1 pseudogene is annotated in these 323 nt (G+C 42.7%); it reads right to left on the bottom strand.

Annotated elements, in window-relative coordinates:
• Positions 1-6 precede the first annotated feature (6 nt).
• Positions 7-323: pseudogene (locus AB4512_RS23435) on the bottom strand (GTPase RsgA); the annotation flags it as partial.

Genomic DNA, 323 nt, shown 5'->3' on the forward strand with positions numbered 1-323 from the left:
AATCGGCTATTTAGGCGATTTTTTGATATTACGGCTCTCTGATTGCACGGTTTTGTACATTTTAGAAAGCTGTTTACTGTTCGCTCTCTGTTCTGCCAATGAGGCGCCATTTCTTGCTTGCTCTCTGAGTAGCTTCTCATAGTTAGAGAATCGTCTTTCAGAAAGCTCACCGCTTTCAATAGCTTTGCGTATTGTGCATCCTGGTTCTGACTCATGACTGCAATCAGAAAAGCGACAATGTATCGCTAACTCTTCCACATCAGAAAAAGTTTCACTTACTCCTTCAACACAATCGGCGAGTTGTAACTCTCGCATACCAGGAG

This window comes from Vibrio sp. 10N.222.52.B7 (assembly GCF_041474275.1).
GTDB lineage: Bacteria > Pseudomonadota > Gammaproteobacteria > Enterobacterales > Vibrionaceae > Vibrio > Vibrio crassostreae_C.